Annotated in this window: 16 protein-coding genes and 1 pseudogene; 13 read left to right on the forward strand and 4 right to left on the reverse strand. The window is 26.8% G+C overall.

Features of this window, described 5'->3' with window-relative positions; all coding sequences use genetic code 11:
* Positions 1-229: 229 nt before the first annotated feature.
* The 5 genes from GXK56_RS16905 (at position 230) to GXK56_RS16925 (ending at position 4,379) form a co-directional block, all read left to right on the forward strand.
* Positions 230-1,102 carry a putative RNA methyltransferase gene (locus tag GXK56_RS16905; RefSeq protein WP_160689530.1) on the forward strand — a complete coding sequence of 291 codons (873 nt, stop codon included), beginning with the start codon at positions 230-232 and terminating at the stop codon, positions 1,100-1,102.
* A gap of 17 nt (positions 1,103-1,119) precedes the next feature.
* A complete protein-coding gene (gene lepB, locus GXK56_RS16910; protein WP_160689532.1) occupies positions 1,120-1,662 on the forward strand; it encodes a signal peptidase I in 543 nt (180 codons plus the stop codon).
* Positions 1,663-2,391: 729 nt separating this feature from the next.
* Positions 2,392-2,868, forward strand: coding sequence for a hypothetical protein (locus GXK56_RS16915; RefSeq protein WP_160689534.1), 477 nt, complete (start codon positions 2,392-2,394; stop codon positions 2,866-2,868).
* 197 nt (positions 2,869-3,065) lie between these two features.
* Positions 3,066-3,944: an N-acetylmuramoyl-L-alanine amidase gene (locus GXK56_RS16920; protein ID WP_160689536.1), complete on the forward strand. Its 879-nt coding sequence runs from the start codon at positions 3,066-3,068 to the stop codon at positions 3,942-3,944.
* Between the two features lie 174 nt (positions 3,945-4,118).
* Positions 4,119-4,379 (forward strand): hypothetical protein, encoded by a 261-nt coding sequence (locus tag GXK56_RS16925; protein WP_160689538.1) that lies wholly within the window; start codon positions 4,119-4,121, stop codon positions 4,377-4,379.
* A 184-nt stretch (positions 4,380-4,563) separates the two neighbouring features.
* Here the strand turns inward: GXK56_RS16925 and GXK56_RS16930 are convergent, their stop codons facing one another.
* The gene (locus GXK56_RS16930) at positions 4,564-5,205 is read right to left on the reverse strand and encodes a hypothetical protein (RefSeq protein WP_160689540.1); all 642 of its coding nucleotides are present in this window, start codon (positions 5,203-5,205) and stop codon (positions 4,564-4,566) included.
* A 650-nt stretch (positions 5,206-5,855) separates the two neighbouring features.
* On the opposite strand from GXK56_RS16930, the gene GXK56_RS16935 reads away from it, so the two are divergent.
* The 3 genes from GXK56_RS16935 to GXK56_RS16945 all read left to right on the forward strand — a co-directional run bounded on the left by GXK56_RS16935 (position 5,856) and on the right by GXK56_RS16945 (position 8,562).
* On the forward strand, positions 5,856-6,962 hold the full coding sequence (locus tag GXK56_RS16935) for a hydrolase (RefSeq protein ID WP_160689542.1): 1,107 nt from the start codon (positions 5,856-5,858) through the stop codon (positions 6,960-6,962).
* Positions 6,963-7,181: 219 nt separating this feature from the next.
* On the forward strand, positions 7,182-7,565 hold the full coding sequence (locus GXK56_RS16940) for a GyrI-like domain-containing protein (protein WP_243156158.1): 384 nt from the start codon (positions 7,182-7,184) through the stop codon (positions 7,563-7,565).
* 175 nt (positions 7,566-7,740) lie between these two features.
* Positions 7,741-8,562, forward strand: coding sequence for a GNAT family N-acetyltransferase (locus tag GXK56_RS16945; protein ID WP_160689544.1), 822 nt, complete (start codon positions 7,741-7,743; stop codon positions 8,560-8,562).
* Between the two features lie 76 nt (positions 8,563-8,638).
* Here GXK56_RS16945 and clpP read toward each other — a convergent pair whose 3' ends face one another.
* Together clpP and GXK56_RS16955 are read right to left on the reverse strand one after the other, a co-directional pair.
* Positions 8,639-9,214 carry an ATP-dependent Clp endopeptidase proteolytic subunit ClpP gene (gene clpP, locus GXK56_RS16950; protein ID WP_160689546.1) on the reverse strand — a complete coding sequence of 192 codons (576 nt, stop codon included), beginning with the start codon at positions 9,212-9,214 and terminating at the stop codon, positions 8,639-8,641.
* Positions 9,211-9,639, reverse strand: a complete 429-nt coding sequence (locus tag GXK56_RS16955; RefSeq protein ID WP_160689548.1) for an AraC family transcriptional regulator — start codon at positions 9,637-9,639, stop codon at positions 9,211-9,213. The genes clpP and GXK56_RS16955 overlap by 4 nt, the downstream gene beginning before the upstream one ends.
* A 295-nt stretch (positions 9,640-9,934) precedes the next feature.
* On the opposite strand from GXK56_RS16955, the gene GXK56_RS16960 reads away from it, so the two are divergent.
* Positions 9,935-10,402: an HD domain-containing protein gene (locus GXK56_RS16960; protein WP_160689550.1), complete on the forward strand. Its 468-nt coding sequence runs from the start codon at positions 9,935-9,937 to the stop codon at positions 10,400-10,402.
* A gap of 26 nt (positions 10,403-10,428) precedes the next feature.
* On the forward strand, positions 10,429-11,613 hold the full coding sequence (gene fliB, locus GXK56_RS16965; protein WP_160689552.1) for a flagellin lysine-N-methylase: 1,185 nt from the start codon (positions 10,429-10,431) through the stop codon (positions 11,611-11,613).
* 58 nt (positions 11,614-11,671) lie between these two features.
* Here fliB and GXK56_RS16970 read toward each other — a convergent pair whose 3' ends face one another.
* Positions 11,672-12,199, reverse strand: coding sequence for a GNAT family N-acetyltransferase (locus GXK56_RS16970; RefSeq protein WP_160689554.1), 528 nt, complete (start codon positions 12,197-12,199; stop codon positions 11,672-11,674).
* A gap of 381 nt (positions 12,200-12,580) precedes the next feature.
* Between GXK56_RS16970 and GXK56_RS28250 the strand changes: the two are divergent.
* From GXK56_RS28250 to GXK56_RS16980, 3 genes and pseudogenes are all read left to right on the forward strand, one after another.
* Positions 12,581-12,679: pseudogene (locus tag GXK56_RS28250) on the forward strand (cell wall-binding protein); the annotation flags it as partial.
* Positions 12,671-13,627 (forward strand): peptidylprolyl isomerase, encoded by a 957-nt coding sequence (locus GXK56_RS16975; protein WP_279283113.1) that lies wholly within the window; start codon positions 12,671-12,673, stop codon positions 13,625-13,627. The pseudogene GXK56_RS28250 and the gene GXK56_RS16975, both read left to right, overlap by 9 nt.
* 149 nt (positions 13,628-13,776) lie before the next feature.
* A complete protein-coding gene (locus GXK56_RS16980; protein ID WP_243156159.1) occupies positions 13,777-14,508 on the forward strand; it encodes a histidine phosphatase family protein in 732 nt (243 codons plus the stop codon).
* Positions 14,509-14,676: the final 168 nt, after the last annotated feature.

Below are 14,676 nucleotides of genomic sequence, written 5' to 3' on the forward strand. Positions count from 1 at the left end.
TACGGTGGTGTGAGAGGACGCTAAATAAAATAATTATTTAGCTCCTACTCGATTAGAAAATTGAAGAAAGATACATAAATCAGCTATTTATGTATAGAGAAGAATTATAGACATACACTTCAAATAAAAGATATAAATTAGACTCTTTAATATTTTAATAGTTGATAAAGAATTGGAAAAAGTGTATAGTAAGAGATTGTAAAGACATAGAAAGTGAGCTGTATATTATATGAATAATAATTATGATAATCAATTATTACGTTGTCCTGTTTGTAAAGAGAATTTGATTAAAGATGCTTCAAATAAAACATATAAATGCTATAATAATCATAGTTATGATATAGCAAAAGAAGGCTATGTGAATCTATTAATAAGCAATCAAAAAAGAAGTAAAAATCCTGGCGATTCTAAAGAAATGGTATTAGCAAGAATAGATTTTTTGTCTAGGGGCTATTATAAAAAGTTATCAGATAAAATTAATGAAAAGATAGTAGAATATTTAATTAAGAAGCCTAAAGAGGAATTTAATATTTTAGACTTAGGATGTGGAGAAGGTTATTATCTAATAAATTTAAAAAACTACATGCACGATAAAGAAATAAAGGCTAATTATTATGGTATGGATGTTTCAAAAGATGCAGTTAAGTATGCAGGTAAATCTAATAAAGATTGCATATGGGCAGTAGGTAATAATTTTAATCTTCCAGTTCAAGATAAATCAGTTGATTGTATACTTTCCGTGTTTAGCCCAATAGATATTAATGAATGTAATAGGGTTCTAAAAAATGATGGAATCTTTGTAAGGATTCTTCCAAGAACTGAACACTTAATTGAACTAAGAAACATAATTTATTCTGAAGTTCATTTAAATGAAAAAGTATATACCGCAAGTGCAGAAGAAAATGAATATGTAGAAGAGGAAAATGTCACTTTTAATATTCAATTAAATAAGGAAGAAATTTTATGTTTATTAAAAATGACACCTCATTATTGGAAGTCAACACCAGAAAATAAAGAAAAGCTGGAAAAATATGAATCACTTAATATTACCATAGATATGCGTATAGGCATATTTCAAAAGAAGATTAATAATAGAGAATAGATTTAGGAGGAGCAATTTTGGAAAAGAATGCAAACATAAAAGAAAGTAAATTCGTTAAATTTTTTAAAGATTGGGTAGTACCAATTATAACTGCTGCAGTAATATATCTTCTACTAAATAAATTTGTGTTTTTTAATGTAGAGGTACCAACAGGATCAATGATTCCAACTATAAATATAGGTAATAGAGCAGTTGTAACTAGAATACATAATTTTGATAATCTTAAAAGAGGAGATGTAATTGTATTTTATTCAGATGAACTTCAAGAAAGATTAGTTAAAAGATTAATAGGATTGCCAGGTGATAAAATAGAAATTAAGAATGGTATAGTATCTGTAAATGGCGAACAATTAAAAGAAGATTATGTTGTAAACAAAGATCATTATAGTAGTGAAGGTATATATGAAGTTCCACAAGGAAAGTATTTCTTTTTAGGGGATAATCGACCTGTATCAAAAGATGCACGATATTGGATAAACCCTTATGTAGATAGTTCTGCTATAGAAGGGAAAGCTCAATTTATATTTTATCCATTTACAGAGTTTAGAGTTATAAAATAATCTATATATGCTGCGGATAAACTCTGTATTAAAATATGAAAAATAATTATGATTTTCTAACAAATATTGAAATATTGGAGAATATAATCAAGATAAGAGTAATAAAAGAAAGAATGAAAAAACATATAATACCTGACCAATAATTGTTATGATATTAGATAAAATACACAAAGCAATTCTTATAAAAAATTATAATTATAAGAAAAGAAATTCAATCTAAAGTATTAATAGGAAATATAAAAATAAAAATATAACATATAAGCAAAAGTGCAGATATAAATTTCATATAGTTTACATCTGTACTTTTTTATAAGTATTAATTTTAATTTGAACAATACCATATATATTATAGAAGTGAAATTGAGTAAAATGTAGAATTTTGCAGATGTTTTGATAATTGATTCATTGAGAAAGGAATATTTTTTAATATAATCAATTATTGCTTTGTTAAAAATATTTGTCGAAAAATAATTTGAAAAAATTTTTGAAAAAATATAGAATATTTTGTCACAATATGCTAATATATATACATACAAAAGAATAAAACTCAAAATCCCACAATCCCAAAACCCCAAACCCCTCATAATTTATATATAGATGCAGTCATTAAGTTGGCTGCATCTTTTGTTTATTCATAAATATATATATTAACGTATTAAGTAGCTTTTTGAATTGCAATTTCATATATTATAGAACTAAAGAAATGATATTTAGAAAGAGGGAGCTTGTATGTTAAAGACTATAGTTGAAAAAATAAGAAAAGTCTTAAAAGTCAAATTTGATAATGCTAAGTTTCAAGAAAAAATAATAAAGCATCCAGATTATATTTTAAAAGCAAGAGAAGTTTGGAATATGATAAATGAAGACCTTGGAATTTCAGATAAAATAGAAAATACAATTGCACCTAAAATAGAAAAATTTGAAAAAATAATAATTGGAAAATTTCCAGAATTAACAAAGGAAGACGTTATAGAATTAAGGAATAATATTATTGAAGAATTAAATCATGGTAAGGAAAAAGTTTTAAATCAGGTTGGGAATTTAAAACAATCAGAAATTTTTAATAGCAAGTTAAAAGAAGAAAATGAAAAGCTTAAGGCAGAATTAGATAAACTGCATGATATAAATAATAGTTTGTATAAAGATGAAATTTTAGATGAAACATCAAAAATATTAGAAGAAAATCATGTTAATAGAAAAATTTAAATAACCGTAAATCTATTTTCAAAATTATAATTAGGTGTTCAAAAGGTAAAGCATTTGTATGAAAGAGTAGCCATTATGGTTACTCTTTCATATTATGTGGTATTAAATTTCATGGTGTATTAAATAGTAAGTTATGAAAAAAAGTTGCAAATACAATTAAACATCTTGTTAGTTTAAAATTTAGGAGGAATGTATCTATGAAAATAGCATTAGATTATGGTCACTGCCTTAGTGGTGCAGATACAGGAGCAATTGGAAATGGATATAAAGAGCAAGAGTGTACAAGAGAAATAGGAAAAATAGTTAAGACCAAATTAGAAGCTTTAGGTCATACAGTCGTAGAAGTTGCACCAGATAGTTCAAGAAGTGTAAGAGAAAGTTTAAGTATAAGAGTCGATAATTGTTCAAAAGACACAGATTTATTTGTATCAATCCATATGAATTCAGGTGGAGGCGCTGGAACAGAGGTGTACACATTTAGAGGTAAAAAGTTAGGGAGCGCAGAACGTGTGTTAAATAATATAACTTCTATAGGATTTAGTAATAGAGGAATAAAGGATGGCTCAAATTTATATGTAATTAGAGCTACACCATGTGAAAGTATGCTTATAGAACTATGCTTTATAGATAACTATTATGATATGATTAAATATGCTGAAAATAGAAAAAATTTAGCGGAAGCCATAAGTAGTGGAATTGGAAATGTTCAATTTGTTATTCAGAATTCAAATTATGATACAGATACTTTGGATAATTGGAATATTGGATGGAACAGAAATTCTACAGGCTGGTGGTATTGTACAGATAACATCAATAAATATTATTACAAAGATGAATGGAAGTTTATAGATGGTGAATGGTATTCATTTGATAATAGAGGGTATGCAAGAGAAAGTACTTGGTTACAGGAAAAAGGGAAATGGTATTATTTAAAAGCTTCTTGTAAAATGGCAAAAAGTGAATGGATTTGGTTAGATGGAGAATGTTATTATTTTTATTCTGATGGAGTAATGGCAAGTAACACTGTTACCCCAGATGGGTATAGGGTAAATGAAAATGGAGAGTGGATTCATTAAATATGTTAAGAATATAATAAGTATTTATTAGAATAAATGAAATAGGTAATGAATATAATATTAACTGCCTGTACCTTCAAAAGCTTTAAGAAGATATTAAGAAAATATTCAGATAGTTGACAAAGAATTGACATAAAACAATAATACAATCTTATTAAAGAGGGAGTTGATATTATGATAAAAGAGAGTGAAGAATTGCAAATTAGAGATCAAGTTACAGTAGACGATAAAAAAATATTAACTAAAGCCTTAGATGGGATAAAGGGATGGAATTTTAATCCTATAGCAGTAATAACAAATGGTGGAGAAGATTATTATTTTATATGTAAAGTAAAGACTATAATAGAAAATTTACAAATGACTATGGCAAAGATATATATTAAAATTCAAAATGGAAATAAGCCAAGATTATTAAGTATTGAAGAAATTATATAAGACAAATTATATTTAATAAAGTTCATTAAAAATCTAATAGTAAAGTTGAGTATTTATGATAGCACGACAAATAAAAAATTGTCGTGCTATGAGTTTTTGATTAAGATATTGAATAAATTTTAATGGCGATAAATTACTTTTTTATAGAGATATCTATATTTTTATTATTAGGTAAAGATTAAGTTTACTTAGTAGTAGAATGGATATTTGAATAAGTTAGAGTAATTTTTCTTAGATTATTAAAAAAATAAATATATAATAAATCAAATAATGAACAAAATAAACCTAAAACTAAAATTAATTTGTATTGGTAAATGACACCATATAAAATAGTAGGCGCTAAAGTTCCTATCCATTTATTAATTCCAATAATCAAATTTTGACCTTTCAGATTATTTCTTGTTACAAGCATATTAATGAATAATATAGACATTATTAGATTTTGCAGAAATCTTGAATATACTCGTCCTAAATCTCCAAATTCTACAACAAAATAATATTGAATAATGAAAGACATAAAAAATATTAATACAGTCCAAGGCATAAAGTATTCTTTGTTTGTATGCTTTGGGAAATAATGTTTACCATATCTTAAGTATGTATAAACAATTATTATATCTAAAATAAACCAAACTAGAATAATCCAAGTTTCAATACTAAAAAGATTATTTTTTAAACCTAGAAAAGAATGAATTGCTTCCCAAGCAAAATTGAGTGCTATGGCAATAAATGGCATTCCATAAACTTTCTCTTTTAAGCCTGTACTGATTAATTGAATATAGACGATAGTCCAGCAGATGCCACTTAATAATAGTAGAAATATCATAAGAAGAAGTCCTCCTTTATATAATATTTTAATTGCTTTAATATAAAATATTCGCACATGAATAAAACTAGAATTAATTTATGTAGGAATCATGTTTACATATAAGAATATGTAATGAATTTCTAAACAAATGTATAATAAAATATATTTGATATAAAATAGAAATAATAGAATAAAAGAGAAAGTATTTAAGAAGTAACTTTTTCTGAAGAATATACAAGATGCAATAAAAATGAAGTTTTTAAAGTATTAATATAATAAATAGTAAAAGTACTATATATTGATTTGTCGAAAAATAATTATAAATATTTTGTTGAAAAAATATAGACTATTTTGTCATATTGTGTTATTATTTATGTATACAAAAGAACACAGAAGCAAACAAATGAAAATAAAAATATACTAAAGAAGTAAGAATAAAAACACTAAAGAATACCTAAAGTTTGAAGAGATAGCTGTAACAATGGCTATCTCTTTTTTTCTATTCTTTATATTCATGAATATAAAGCTTTTAAACTTTAAGAATTCTTTAAGAGTGAATTTAAGGTAATATGTTATAATAAAGATATGTTTGCTAAAATAAGTCATAATATTTGATTTATAGTGTAAAATAATTAGTTTTAAATATGAACAATTTCAAGGGGGAAAAAATGACTAGAAAAAGAATGATATTAATAATAATTGTAATAAGCATATTTTCTGCTGCTTATTATAGTTACAACATCAATGTTGATTCTAGAGGCGCAATCAATGAAATGATTAATAAAATAGAAGGAAAAACATTAAATTCTAAATTTGAAACAAAAATTAAATCAGGAAATTTATCAACTGATTACAATATTGATCAAGTTCTTAAGGATATAGATAAATTTGGGTTAAACACTTTAAATGTACCAGTAGTAATTAATATTGAAAACAGAACTTCAAGCAATATGAGTGTAGATAAATATAGTGAAAAACGTGCTATAGAACTAATTAATAAGTTAAGATGGAAAAAAATAAATGTAATTTTAGAACCTTATCCATGGATAGAAAATGGAAGTGTTGGAGAAACAGTTTGGAAACCTGATAATATCAATGATTTTTTCTATAACTGGACACAAAATGTTTTAAATGTTTTGGTTAAGGAGGTGGCTGTACCATATCATGTTGATGCCTTTAATGTAGGAACAAGTTTTGTTAATATGGAAGAAAATGAAGGCTATATGTGTGACATGATAGATAATGTTAGAAAGCAATATAAAGGTCTAATAACATATAGAACTAATTTTTGGATTACAGCAAAGGAATGGGAGCCTAAACTAACTGAGAAATATGAAAAGAAATTAAATAATATATTTTTCTCAAAATTGGATTTCATTTCAATAGCTTCGTATTTTGAACTTACAAATAATGAAACAAATACAGTTGAAGATTTAGAAAAGGCATTAGAAAGCTCAACCATATACGATAGAAAACAAAATATAAAACAAGAAATAAAGAATTTTTACGATAAATGGAATAAGCCAGTTTTCTTTGGAGAATTAGGATTTCCTAGAACCAATAAAGCTTCTGTAGCTCCATATGATCCTCAAGTTTCAAGTGTTTCTAATAATCAAGAACAGGCAAATTGTTTTGAGGCATACAGAAGAACTTTTGAAGATGAGCCGTGGCATCTTGGTTTCTCTATATTTGCTATAGGTGAAACAAGTCAGGATAAGAAATATTATCCTAGTGGAGAAACTAGTGAAGTTATTAGAAAATGGTATGCAAAGTAAAATAATTTATTTTTATCTTTTTACTATATAAGAAGGTTTGCTATTATTTTGGAAATAAAACAAATTTTACAGCGTAATAAGCAATATTAGGCGTAGAATGTGTTATAATAGGGTTAAATTTGTAAAGGTTAGTTAAAAGGGTGGAGAATTACTGAGAATGGAAAAATTAAAAGCACTTATATTAAGATTAAGAAAATATGTAATTTTGGGGTGACAATAATGAAAGTTAATATAATTACAAAAAAATCTTTTTCTGTTATAGGAAAATTAGGGCAAGGACTAGCAAATAATAGTGTTAATTGGATACAAGTTTTATGGGAGGATGCAAACAATAATTTTAATGAAATTGGAAATCTTGCTAAGATTGATAATAATGGAAATATTTCAGGTATATGGGGAATAATGAGTGATATACATGAAATATTTGATCCTTGGCAGGAAGAAGGTAAATATTTAGCAGGCTGTGAAGTTGAGGAGAATGCAAAAGCACCAGAAGGCTGGATTAAATGGATTGTTCCTTCATATAAATATGCAGTTATTAAATGCACTCAAAATACGTATGCCAATGTATTTAATTATATGATGGAGGAATATTTACCTTAAGAAGAGTATTCATTAGTTGGGGCGGTCCATGAATTATATGATCCAAAGGATTCAAATGGAGAATTGTATTTATATTTTCCAATTGAAAAGTTATAGTAAATAAAGTATTAAAAATAGCTGAAGATTTTTATGGCTTAAATCTTTGGCTATTTTAAAATTATAAAGGAGTACTATCGTGTTTGAACCATTTTATAGAGAAGAAAAAGTTTTAAGCAAAAAGCCTTTCTTAGATGCAGATGCAGAGGTACAATTTAATTTGTTTTATTGCATCATAGAAGGAAAAGAAGTGACAGCTTTAAAGACAAGAGATAATAATGCAATTGCACTGCAAAATGCTGGATATCCAATGTGGTTATGGATTAATGAGCTACTGCCAAAATCAACAATTGATAATATAGTTAATTGTTTATGTGAGCAATTAAAGGATTCAAAAATACAAGGAATTTCAGGAAAGCCTGAATTTGCAAAAGCATTTGCAAAGGAATATTGTAAAATTACAGGAGCGTTAAATAAAGTATCTCTTTCAATGGAATCTTATGAATGTAAAAAAGTCGTTAAACCCAAAAAAGTATTTGGGAAATTAATTAAAGCTGATTTAAATCACTTAGATATAATAGCAGAGTTTTGGGTGGGGTTTGCATTTGATTGTTTTGGAATAAGTATTGTAAAAGAAAAGCAGATTCCAGGCGTAAAGTCTATGATAGAGTCAGGAAATTTATATTTGTGGGAAGTAGAAGAAAAAATCTGTGGAATGGTAAATATAGCTCATAGATCAGATAAGTATGCTCGTATTAATAATGTATATATTTCTCTAGAAGAAAGAAAAAAAGGCTATGGAAGTGCGATGGTTTCCAGAGTATGTTCAATGCTAATTAAGGAAGGATTAATTCCTATGCTATATGCCGATATAACAAATGATGATTCTAACAAAGTTTATAAAACAATTGGATTTGTGAAAAAAGGTAGAATAGATAATATTATTTTTAATTATAAGTAATAACAATAATATAGCAGGTAGTTTAAAGTTTTTGAAGAATTTAACTACCTGTTTAATGCATATATGAGAATCTCTGTTATTTCATTACTTCATCAATTAAACCATATTCTTTAGCTTCTTCAGCAGACATAAAATTATCTCTATCAGTATCAAGTTCGATTTTATCAATTGGTTTTCCAGTGTTTTCAGAAAGAATTTTATTTAAATTTCTTTTGCTTTTTAAAATATGATCCACTGCAATTTTTATATCAGTAGCCTGACCTTTAGCTCCACCAGAAGGCTGATGAATCATAATTTCTGCATTTGGAAGAGCAAAACGTTTGCCTTTAGCACCACCTGCAAGTAAAAATGATCCCATACTTGCTGCCATGCCAACGCAAATTGTTGATACATCACATTTAATATAATTCATAGTATCATATATAGCAAAACCTGCTGTTACAGAACCACCAGGGCTGTTAATATATAAATGGATATCTTTATTTGGGTCTTCTGCCTCTAAAAAGATAAGTTGGGCTACTATAATATTAGCAATTGTATCAGTAACCTCTTCACCAAGAATAATAATTCTATCTTTCAAAAGCTTTGAGTAAATATCATAGCTTCTTTCACCTCTGCTTGTTTGTTCTATTACATATGGAACTAAACTCATGCAGCCTTCACCTCACAATTCATAGTTAATTTAGTATAAGAAGAAATATTTTTAACAGCTTGTGTTTCAAATCGTAATTGAATAGGAATAAATTCTTGTTTTTTTCTATATGCCTGAGGGGATTCCTCATATAATCTTTTAAATGCTAAAGTAAAGGATTGTTGAGTTTCGTAGCCTGCAGTTAGAGATATATCAATAATTGAAATATCAGTATAAATAAGTTGATAGGCAGCTTCTGTAAGTCGTCTCTTTTGAATATATTGATGTATTGTGCAGCCAACAATATTTGAAAACATTCTGTGTAAATGGTATTTTGAATAATTGGCCATGTCTGCTATTTTATCTAAATCTAAATTTTCTTCAGCGGTAAGATGTTCTTCTATAAAATCAATTACTTTTGAAATTATAGCTATATTATTTTTCATATAAACAACTCCCTTCTTATATAGTATAACTAATATTTAATTTGTTTTTTTAATATAAATTGCTATTTTAGATGAATCTAATGGACATTATTGTGAATTAATATAGTTTATATACTATTATATACATATTTTCAATAGATTTATTTTTATTTAAAATTTAGCATGATGATAGAATAGTTGCAAGTTATGCTATAATTGATATATTGATTTTAATAAAGCAGTTTCAGTTAAAAGATAGATACTTTATTATAGCTTATATGAATACTTATTTTGAGAGTGTAAGAGGAGTGTTAAAATGGATAGATTAGAGAAGATTCGTGAGATGATCAATGATATACTAATAAAGAATTCCAAGATAGATGAAAGATATTCTGGATTCGTCCATTTGTATGGTGTATCGTCCTTTTCAGGTATGCTTGCACTAAAACGAGGATTAAGTGCAGAATTGTGTGCCGTAGCTGGAATGCTTCATGATATAGCTTCATATAAAACAGGAAATAGCTTTGAACATGCTAAGCTTGGTTCAATAGAAGCACGAAAAATATTAAATGAAACAAAGTGCTTTAGTGAAGAAGAAATTAATATTATTTGTACTGCAATATATAATCATAGTGATAAAGATAAAATAGATGGTATTTATGATGAGGTATTAAAGGATGCAGATGTATTACAACATTATTTATATAATACTAACTTAAAGGTATTTGAAAAGGATAAAAATAGATTAAATATTTTACTTAAAGAAATTGGGATTGAACAATAGGTATAAAAGATAGATTGGAGTTAGTTATGGAAGTAAATGTTTTTCAGCCTAAATATATGACTGAATTTAAATGTATATGCTCAAGTTGTACAGATAGTTGCTGCACTGGTTGGGATATAAATATAGATGAAGATACTTATAAGAAATATATTAATAGCAATGGAAATTTTAAAGACTTATTAGAAGGCAAATTTATTGAAAATAGAAATGAACATGATTGTTTTAATAATGGGTTTATGATTTTAAAAGAAGAAAGTATATGTCCATTTTTAAATGAAGATATGCTTTGTGATATACATGGGGGTTTTGGGAAAGAAAATCTGTGTATAACCTGCAAGAGCTATCCAAGAGTATATAATATTGTTGATGAGGTATATGAAAAAAGTGGTTTACCTTCTTGTATTGAAGTATGTACAATGGCATTTTTAAATAAAGACAAGATGGAATTTGTTGAGGGATCTGAAGATATATTGGAAAAGGAAATTGAAATAAGACGGATTATAGATACGGAAGCCTTTGAAGGAACAGAAAGCCTTATTCAATATTTCTGGGATATAAGAATTATTTCTATAAATATTATGCAAAATAGAAATTTTTCTATAGAGGAAAGGCTTAATATCTTAAAGGCTTTTTATGAACAAATCAAAGAGCTGCATGAATTAGAAGAATTTGAGGAAATAGAAGAGCTGTTAGAGGATTTTAATAATGAAACAGTAGATTACGAAGCGCTAAAAGGTAATAAATTTATTGAAAGTTATGGGTTTTATAAAAGTCTTGTTGAAGATGAGCTTGTAGATAATATAAGAAGTGTAAAACTGAAGGAATGTATTAAGGATTACAAAGCTGGAATTATAAAAATGAACAATAATAGTGAGATAAATTCAAATGATGCTATAAGTTTAGTGGATGTTTGTGATTCTTTGGGAAAAATACATGATTATGCTAAGGAATTAAAAGAGTATTCGTATATTTTTGAAAATTATTTAGTAAATCAAATTTTTAAAGATTTAGTTCCATTTAATAATGGTGAAAATTTAGCAGATAGTTTAAAGATATTAATTAATAGTTATAGAATAATAAAAGCATATGTTATTGGAATTGCTTTGAATTCTGAAGAAGAAATAACAGGTGAGAAAATTATTAGAGTTATTCAAGCATTGAGTAAGGAAATAGAACATAATAAGATATTTAAATATCTACTAGAGATGTAAATTAATAAACAGTAAATATAAGCTCGTATTTTAAAGCTTTATATTTACTGTTTTAGCTTTAGAGTGATTTTTCATATAGCTTAAACCAATCCAGACCATGACAGCTAAGTCCTAAGTCAACTGTATCAACATAATTAAAACCACATTTTTCATATAATTTTATTGCAGGAAGATTATTTTCATATACATCTAATCTAATTGACTTAATGTTAGATTTTATTCCATGTTCAATAGAAAAGTCAATTAAAGCTTTGCCAACTCCAGATTTTAAGAAAGCTGGATGAACTGCAAAGGTATGTATAACATAAACCTCTGAATAATCATAATCAAATTCCCAGTTTACATTATTATATGCAGGTTCTGGATGATGATTTAATATAATTGAACCAACAATTTGTCCATCTATTTTTGCAACATAAAGATTACAATTTGCAATACCATCAACTGCATTTTGGCGAATAGGATAGATTCCCTTAATCCATCCTGGATAATTTATTCCTTTTGCTAAATGATCATTTAAGTCATTATAAAGCTGCTCCAATTCATCAATATCATTTACTGTTCCTAGTTCAATAATAAGTTTCATAATGTGTATCCTTTCAATATAGTATCTAATATTATTAATAATTTTATGTTGAATTAATATAAATCATTTATTATACATAATATAGCATAAATGTATTTATTGACAAGCTTCATAGTAAAATTAATTATTATTTATTTGTAATTATGTGAGATATGCATAATTATATTAATTCTAAGTTGTTAACTTAGACAATTTTATTACATTAGAAATTCAAAATCATTAATAAGTGTGCTAAAATAAGGAAGAATGTAATAATAGATGGGGAAGTGGAAGTAAATGAAAAAATTAAAATTAACAAGATTAATAGCTAGCTTAATGATAATAGGCTCAGTATTTGCAATTAATCCAATAGCTGCCAACGCAGAATGGAAAAGTGATAGCAATGGCTGGTGGTATAATGAGGAAGGATCATGGGTAACAGGATGGAAAAATCTAGATGGGAAATGGTATTATTTTAATTCTAATGGATATATGGCTCATGATGCTGAAATAGATGGGTATAAATTAGGTTCTGATGGAGCATGGATTCAAAATGCAATCCTTGCAACTGTCGGAAATGAAAATATAATGGAAGATGACTTAAATAAAGCTATGAAAAATTATGATGCTAAGTTAAAACAACAATATGGAGCTGATTATGCAAATAACAGTAATCTTAAGGCGGCAATAAAGAACTTAAAGAAACAGGAATTAGATAAATTAATAGCTGAAAAAATACTTTTAAAGAAAGCAGTAGAATTAAATCTTAAGCCTACAGATATTGATATAAGTAAAAAAGTTGAAGAAGAGGCAAATAAGTTTAAAACTAAATATTCTGGTTTAGGTCAATATGAAAATATTTTAAAGCAAAATGGAATTAACGAAACTGAATTTAAAGAAGTGATAAAAAATTCAGTTATTGTAAAAGCAGTAGAAGAAGATATATTAAAAAATGTGACTATTACAGATGAGGAAGCTAAATCATACTATGATAAGAATAAGGAAAATATATTTACAAAAGGTGCAGGTGCAAATGTAGCTCATATATTAGTAACAGATGAACAAAAAGCTAAAGAGTTAAAGGCTAAATTGGATGCAGGAGCTGATTTTGGAACATTAGCTAAGGAAAATTCAATAGATAATGGAAGCAAGAATAATGGCGGAAGTTTAGGGTTTGTACAATATAATACAGAAGAATTAGTACGTGAATTTGTAGATGGATTTAAGAACTTAAAAGAAGGACAAGTTTCAGAACCTGTAAAGAGCCAATTTGGATATCATTTAATAAAGGTAACTGGAATAAAAAGTGGTGAAGTAATTCCTTTTGATGAAGCAAAAGAGCAGCTTAAGAACTTTTTATTAGAGCAAAAAAAAGATGCTGTATATGACTCAAAAATAAAAGAGTGGAAAACTGCATTAGGTGTTAAAACTTATGAAGATAAATTATAATTATATTTATATGTAAATTAAAGATGTTAAGAAAATATATGTTTGTTTTCTTAACATCTTTTAAATATGTTATTAATAAAGACTTACTAAACTGAAAGTATCTGTTATATACTATTATATATAGAAACAAAATAAAAAGGGTGATTACAATGGGAAAAGAAAATAGCGATCAAATGAAAAAAGGAAAAGCGACTTTATATTTAATGAGACATGGACAAACTATAATGAATAAAGCTGGTAGAGTTCAAGGTTGGTGTGATGGTGTACTTACAGAGGAAGGAATAAGAGTTGCTGAAAATGTGGCACTTGGACTAAGTGATATTGAATTTAAGGGAGTTTACAGCAGTGATCTTGGAAGAGCAGTAAAGACTGCAAGAATAATAGTAAATGCAAATAAAATAAATAATAAGCTTATAGTAAATGAAGTTCCTGAACTTAGGGAAATGTATTTTGGGAAATACGAAGGTGAAATTGAAAAGTTAATGTTTAAAGATATTTTTGGATATTTGAATGTTAAATCTTTTGAGGAAGCTTTTAAAATTCCTGACTTTGGCAGAGCTTTTGCTGATGCATGTGCATCCTTAGATGAAACAGGTGCTGCAGAAGGGTATGATAAACTAATCAACAGAATAATGAAGGGAGTTAGTAATATAGGTGAGGAGATTTTAGAAGCAGGTGGTGGAAATGCACTTGTGGTTGTACACGGTGGTATGTTAAGAAATCTGCTTAAAGAATTTGATGGAGGAGCAGATATTGAAAATATTGAGAATTCAAGTGTTTCTTTAGTAGAATATGAAAATGGGAGCTTTAAAGTATTATCTGTGAATGATATGAGCTATAAGGAAAAGGGAGAAAGAATACGTGGGGTCAGACCCTTGTAATAAATTACCAATGATGCAACTACAATTAAAAAAGGCTTCATAAGTTTTGATATTAAAACTTATGAAACTTTTTTTATTTGTATCATAAAAATGCAGTTAGGTATTTGGTTGGAAAAATATTTTAGTAATCTGTAATGAAAAATAATTTAATCAGTAGATTTTTTAAGA

It is taken from the genome of Clostridium sp. C2-6-12 (assembly GCF_009928485.1).
Classification (GTDB): domain Bacteria; phylum Bacillota; class Clostridia; order Clostridiales; family Clostridiaceae; genus Clostridium.

Bases quoted from the DNA above. Each gene is read 5' to 3' on its own strand.
- GXK56_RS16905 (WP_160689530.1), top strand. From the start codon at position 230: ATGAATAATAATTATGATAATCAATTATTACGTTGTCCTGTTTGTAAA.
- GXK56_RS16915 (WP_160689534.1), top strand. From the start codon at position 2,392: ATGTTAAAGACTATAGTTGAAAAAATAAGAAAAGTCTTAAAAGTCAAA.
- GXK56_RS16920 (WP_160689536.1), top strand. From the start codon at position 3,066: ATGAAAATAGCATTAGATTATGGTCACTGCCTTAGTGGTGCAGATACA.
- GXK56_RS16925 (WP_160689538.1), top strand. From the start codon at position 4,119: ATGATAAAAGAGAGTGAAGAATTGCAAATTAGAGATCAAGTTACAGTA.
- GXK56_RS16930 (WP_160689540.1), bottom strand. From the start codon at position 5,205: ATGATATTTCTACTATTATTAAGTGGCATCTGCTGGACTATCGTCTAT.
- GXK56_RS16935 (WP_160689542.1), top strand. From the start codon at position 5,856: ATGACTAGAAAAAGAATGATATTAATAATAATTGTAATAAGCATATTT.
- GXK56_RS16940 (WP_243156158.1), top strand. From the start codon at position 7,182: ATGAAAGTTAATATAATTACAAAAAAATCTTTTTCTGTTATAGGAAAA.
- clpP (WP_160689546.1), bottom strand. From the start codon at position 9,214: ATGAGTTTAGTTCCATATGTAATAGAACAAACAAGCAGAGGTGAAAGA.
- GXK56_RS16955 (WP_160689548.1), bottom strand. From the start codon at position 9,639: ATGAAAAATAATATAGCTATAATTTCAAAAGTAATTGATTTTATAGAA.
- GXK56_RS16960 (WP_160689550.1), top strand. From the start codon at position 9,935: ATGGATAGATTAGAGAAGATTCGTGAGATGATCAATGATATACTAATA.
- fliB (WP_160689552.1), top strand. From the start codon at position 10,429: ATGGAAGTAAATGTTTTTCAGCCTAAATATATGACTGAATTTAAATGT.
- GXK56_RS16970 (WP_160689554.1), bottom strand. From the start codon at position 12,199: ATGAAACTTATTATTGAACTAGGAACAGTAAATGATATTGATGAATTG.
- GXK56_RS16975 (WP_279283113.1), top strand. From the start codon at position 12,671: ATGGCTCATGATGCTGAAATAGATGGGTATAAATTAGGTTCTGATGGA.
- GXK56_RS16980 (WP_243156159.1), top strand. From the start codon at position 13,777: ATGGGAAAAGAAAATAGCGATCAAATGAAAAAAGGAAAAGCGACTTTA.